We start from the raw sequence: 5,576 nt of genomic DNA on the forward strand, positions 1-5,576 counted from the left end.
ACGGTGTCCAGCACGCGGCGGTCGGTCGCGCCCCACGCGTCCAGCTCGCCCAGCGGCCGGTCGGGCGCGCTCGCCGCGGCGACGAGCAGGGCGTCGTAGCGCTCCAGCAGCAGGGCGACGTCGTCGCCGCCGAGCACCTCGGCGCCGTACACCGCCTTGACGCGGCTCTCGTCCGCCGAGGGCAGGATGACGAACTCGAGGTCGAACTTGCTGTGCCCCGGGTCGATCTCGGCGACTTCGGCGGGCGCGCCGCCGATGCTCGTGGCCGCCCGCCCGCCGAAGGGCAGGTAGTTGAACACGTGCCGGAACATCGTGGTGCGCCAGGAGGAATCGGCGCGCTCGACCTCGGGCAGCAGGACGTCCATCGGCACGTCCGCGTGCGCGATCGCCTCGAAGAACAGGTCGCGCACCCGGCGGCTGAACGCCCGGAACGTCTCGGCCGGGTCGATGCGCACGCGCAGCGGGACGATGTTGACGTGGTAGCCGATCGCCCGCTGCGCCTGCTGGCTCCGGACGTTCACCGGGAAGCCGACGGCGAGGTCGGGCCCGGCGCCGTGCGCGTGCAGCAGCAGGTAGTAGGCGGCCAGCAGCAGGACGACGTCGGGTGCCTTGAGGTCCTTCTGCAGCGCGGTGACGACGTCCTTCGCCTCGGGCGAGAACGCGCGGACGAGCTGCTCGCCGCGCAGGGTCGGCTGCGCGCTTTCCTGGCCGCCGCACCACAGTTCGAGGCCGCTCGCGTCGAAGTCGCGCAGGTGCTCGCGCCAGAACGCGAGGCTGGCGGGCTTCGGCTCGGACTCCGGCCAGAGCGGGACGGGCCCGCTCGCGTCGGGGAGGTCCCCGGCGAGCACGGCGTCGTAGGCGGCGGCCAGCTCTTCCAGGAAGATCGACATCGAGGTGCCGTCGAAGATCAGGTGGTGCACGGCCACGCCGACGGAGTCGTGCTCCGGGCCGTGGTAGAGGCCGACGCGCAGCAGCGGGGTGCCGTCGAGCGCGAACGGCCGCGTGATCAGCTCGCGCAGGCCCGCGTCGACGTCGGTGCTGTCCTCGCCCTCCAGCCGGACCGCGATGGTGGGCAGCACCTCCTTGGTCAGGCGGGTGTCGTCGGCGTGGAAGACGGTCCGCAGCGCGTCGTAGCGGCGCACGATCCGCGCGACGGCTTCCTGCAGCACGGCCCGGTCGAGCCGGCCCGCGACCCGCAGCGCCACGCCCGGCACGTTGTTCACGCCCTCGCCGGGGACCAGCCGCTCCAGCAGCCAGAGGCCTTCTTCCTTGCGGGTCGCGGGGATCCGCGTGCCCTCAGTGGTCGGCATGTCCGGTCCCTTCGGGGAGGTCTTCGACGGTGGTGAAGGCGTGCGGGATCGCCTCGGCGGGCAGCCGCGCGGCGAGGTAGGCGCGCAGCTCGGCGACGAACGAGCTGGTCTTCGCCGCGCGCGAAGGCGCGTTCGCGTAGGCGGTGAAGGGCAGCCCGGGGGTGGCGGCCGAGGCGGGCACGACGCCCGGCTCGGCGTCGCGGGTGTACACGACGTCGACCAGGCCGGGGCCTTCGGCGGACCAGGTCACCGCAGCCTGGTAGCCGCGCCGCCTGCCGATCTCGTGGAGGTCTTCGGGGTCCGGCGCGGTGACGGCGGCCGGCGTCCGGCCGGTGTCGAGCTTCGCCAGGTCGGCCAGTTCCCGCGCGACGCGGCCGTTCGGCACGCCGGTGATCCGCGCGGACGCCGGCCGGACGTCGCTGAGCAGCGTCTCGAGCGCGCCCGGGTCCCAGGCCGCGGTCAGGGCCGGCTCGACGGTCTGCGCGGGTTCCTTGCGCAGCACGGCGTCGTAGCGGTGCCGGCTCAGCTCGTTGTGGTGGTGGGCCCGCTTGAGCCGGACGTCCGCCGCCGCGATCCCGGGCAGCGTCGCGGCCAGCGCCGGGAAGAAGTCGGGGTCGACGAGCAGTTCCTTCTCCTCCAGCACGCTGTTCTCGACGAGTTCGCGTGCCGTCTCGGGCGCGGCCGCGATCTCCTCGGCCAGCACCGCGGTCCGGAAGGCCCGCAGCAGCCGCAGGTTGCGCACGTCGCCGACGAACACCGCGCCGCCGGGCGCGAGCAGCGCGGCCGCCTGCCGGAGCACGTCCGCGAGGTAGCCGATGTCGGGGAAGTACTGGATGACCGAGTTGATCACGACGGTGTCGAAGTGCTGGTCCGGCAGGCCCGAGAAGTCGGTGGCCTCGCGGTTGTGCAGCCTCACGTGGGCCAGCGCGGGGTCCTCGGCGACCTGCCCGGTGAGCGTCTCGACGACGGTGGCGGAGAAGTCCGTGGCCACGTACTCCTCGCACGACGGCGCGAGCTTGGCCATCAGCAGGCCGGTGCCGACGCCGATCTCGAGCACCCGGCGGGGCTTCAGCGACTTGATCCGCTCGACCGTCGCGTCCCGCCACTCCCGCATCTGCGCGAGCTCGATCGGCAGTCCGGTGTAGGTGCTGTGCCAGCCGACGAAGTTCTCCCCGAGCCCACCGGACTCGGGGAGTTCGCCGTAGACCCATTCGTAGATCAGCTGCCACTCGTCGACGCGCTTGCGGTCGTCGCCGTCCTCGGCGACCGGGTCCCGTGGCACGACGTGGGCGACGAGCCGCCCGGTGCCGGGTTCGCGGGTCACGCGGGCCCGCGCGATCCCGGGGTGCCCGGCGAGCGCGGCTTCGGCTTGGCTTTCCGTGCCGGTGCCCAGACCGGTCGGTGACGTCGGCATCAGCTCTCCTGCTGGATTTCCGGAAGAAAGGGGCGGTCAGGCGAGCAGGCCGCTGACGGCCTGCGCGACCTCCGGCTGGCTGAGCAGGCCGGAGTGGTCGATGTCGAAGCGGACTTCGCGCGCGCCGATCTCCAGCGCGCCGGGCAGTTCGGCCGAGCGGATGACGTCCACCCCGGACAGGTCGTCGGGCACCGTCAGCTGTGAGGCCGCGACGAGGTAGGTCATGTAGCTGCTGAACCAGGAGACCAGCTCCTCGGCGCGGTCGGCTTCCAGGCCGACGCGCTCGAAGGCGGTGCCGCCGACCTCGCGGTAGATGCGCACGAACTCCTTCGTGAGCGTCTCGAGGTCGTCGTGGGTCTGCTGCGCGGTCTCGCCGGCGGCGTGCGCGTCGCGGACCTCGTCCTCGGTCAGGACGGCCGCCAGGGCGTCCACGACGCGGAAGAAGCCGTAGTAGAGCACGGTGAACCCGGTCGCGGCGGTCGGGTCGAACAGCACGACCTGCGGCTTGTCCTGCCAGGTCGCGACGCGGTCGGCGATGGCGAGCGCGAACACGCTGGACGCGCAGTAGCCGAACACCGCCTTGACCTCGACGCCGCTCGCCCGCAGCTCGGTGGTCCACCGGTCGAGGTAGTCGTCGCCGTTCATGCCGGTTTCGCCGCCGACGGCGGGCGGCAGGCTCTCCCACACGCCGTAGGGCGTTTCGAGGTGGGTCGCGAGCTCGGCGAACCCCGCTTCCGGTCGCCCGGTGACCGTGAAATCAACCGTGATGATTACTTCCTTGTCGTCCGCGTTCTCGTCGATCGGGTGCCATGAATGGAGTTCGGCCACGATTGCCCGCCCTTGTATTTAGCAGAATAAAGATTTCCGCAGTCTGAAGTTAGCAGCGGCCGATCGGGCCGGTAACCCCTAGCGCGCCCCTAAGCAAGGGGCTGGTGAGCAGCGGTTCCGGGGGGTTAGGGGTTGGAGCGGCCGACGGCGTCACCGTAGTGTTCGGCGTCGATGAATTAACTGGGGAATGAGGGCGATCGATGGGTGCGGTAACAGTTCTGCCGGACGACGCCCGGTACGCCGATCTCGTGCGCGGGGTGAATCAGCGCTGGGTCGGCAAGCCCGATTACGTCCGCGTCCCGACTTCCACCGAAGAGGTGGTGGAGGCGGTCGGCACCGCCGTCCGCGAGGGCAGGCGGATCGCGGTCCGCAGCGGCGGCCACTGCGTGGAGGAGATGGTCGGCGCCCCGGACGTCCAGGTGGTCATCGACCTCTCCGAGCTCAACCGCATCGACTTCGACGCCGAGCGCGACGCCTTCGTCGTCGAGCCCGGCGCGACCGTGGGCCAGGCCTACCGGACGCTGTACAAGCGCTGGGGCGTGACGATCCCGGCCGGCTCCTGCCCGAGCGTCGGCCTCGGCGGGCACATCGCGGGCGGCGGGTACGGCCCGCTGTCGCGCAAGTTCGGCTACGTCTCCGACCACCTGTACGCGGTCGAGGTCGTCGTGGTCGACGCCGGCGGCACCGCCCGCGCGGTGGTCGCGACCCGCGACCCCGACGACGAGAACCACGACCTCTGGTGGGCCCACACCGGCGGCGGTGGCGGCAACTTCGGCGTCGTCACGCGCTACTGGCTGCGGATCCCCGGCGCGACCGGCGCCCCGGCCGCGCTGCTGCCGACCCCGCCCGCGCGGCTGCTGGTGCAGCAGGACGTCTGGGTGTGGGACATGCTCGACGAAGCCGCGTTCACCCGCCTCCTGCGCAACCACGGCGACTGGTACGAGCGCAACAGCGCGCCCGGTTCGTCCTACGACGACCTCTACAGCGGCCTCTGGTGCGGGACGCGCGCTTCGCAGTTCGTCGCCATGTCGACCCAGATCGACAGCGCGCTGCCGAACGCGGCCGCCCTGCTCGACGACTACGTGGCCGCGATCCGCCAGGACCTCGGGGTCGCCCCGGCGCTGAGCAGCCGCCAGGAGCTGCCGTGGCTGCACGCGACGTCGTGGGGCGGCATCGCCGACAGCGGCGACCACACGCTCAGCTTCAAGATCAAGGCCGCCGACCTGCGCAAGCGCTGCACCGACGAGCAGGCCGCCAAGATCTACCGGCACCTGCTGCGCGAGGACTACCGCAACCACCGCGCCGGCGTGATGTTCGTCGGCTGCGGCGGCCAGATGAACGCGCTGGCGCCGGCCGACACCGCGATCGCGCAACGCGACTCGATCCTCAAGCTCGTCTACTCGACGCACTGGGACGCCTCCGAGCAGCCCGAGGGGCACCTCGCGTGGCTGCGGGAGTTCTACGCGGACGTCTACGCCGGGACCGGCGGGGTGCCGGTGCCGGACGAGCGCACGAACGGCTCCTACGTGAACAACCCGGACTTCGACGTGCAGGACGAGCGGTGGAACCGCTCCGGGCTGGCCTGGCACGAGCTCTACCACCAGCACAACTACCCGCGGCTGCAGCGGGTCAAGGCGCGCTGGGACCCGGGCGACGTGTTCCGGAACCCGTTCTCCGTGCGCCTGCCTTGAGCCGGACGCCCGACCCCGGAGGTATCGAGTGGCCACCCCGACCCTGACGACCGAGCACGAGCACACCGGCAGTGGTCACGACGTCGTGCCCCTGATCGTCTCCGCCGACAGCAAGGCGGGCCTGCGGTCGAAGGCGCACCGCCTCGCGCGGTACCTCGCCGAGCACCCGGACACGCCGTTCGAGTCGTTCGCGCGGTCGGTCGCCGCCGAAGACACCGGCCGGGCGCACCGGGCCGTGCTGCTCTCCGGCGAGCGCGACGGGGGCCTGCGCGGCTTGGAGGCCCTCGCGGCCGGCCAGAACCCGCCCGACGTCGTGCGCGGCAGCGCCCGGCG

5 protein-coding genes are annotated in these 5,576 nt (G+C 72.2%); 2 read left to right on the forward strand and 3 right to left on the reverse strand.

Annotation, left to right across the window (positions count from 1 at the left end; translation table 11 throughout):
* From G3I65_RS07405 to G3I65_RS07415, 3 genes are all read right to left on the reverse strand, one after another.
* Nucleotides 1-1,310, reverse strand: a 1,310-nt coding sequence (locus G3I65_RS07405) for a condensation domain-containing protein (protein WP_160695421.1), incomplete at its 3' end; no start/stop codon positions are given.
* The gene (locus tag G3I65_RS07410) at nt 1,297-2,724 is read right to left on the reverse strand and encodes a class I SAM-dependent methyltransferase (RefSeq protein ID WP_160695422.1); all 1,428 of its coding nucleotides are present in this window, start codon (nt 2,722-2,724) and stop codon (nt 1,297-1,299) included. The genes G3I65_RS07405 and G3I65_RS07410, both read right to left, overlap by 14 nt.
* Before the next feature lie 36 nt (nt 2,725-2,760).
* Complete coding sequence (locus tag G3I65_RS07415) at nt 2,761-3,552, reverse strand: hypothetical protein (protein ID WP_160695423.1); 792 nt, start codon at nt 3,550-3,552, stop codon at nt 2,761-2,763.
* 200 nt (nt 3,553-3,752) lie between these two features.
* Here G3I65_RS07415 and G3I65_RS07420 point away from each other — a divergent pair, with 200 nt between their 5' ends.
* Entirely contained in the window at nt 3,753-5,243 is a 1,491-nt protein-coding gene (locus tag G3I65_RS07420) for an FAD-binding oxidoreductase (RefSeq protein ID WP_166639785.1), read from the forward strand.
* Between the two features lie 28 nt (nt 5,244-5,271).
* A partial coding sequence (locus tag G3I65_RS07425; protein WP_160695424.1) for a hypothetical protein occupies nt 5,272-5,576 on the forward strand: 305 nt, incomplete at its 3' end.

This window comes from Amycolatopsis sp. SID8362, assembly GCF_010550475.1.
Lineage (GTDB): Bacteria > Actinomycetota > Actinomycetes > Mycobacteriales > Pseudonocardiaceae > Amycolatopsis > Amycolatopsis eburnea.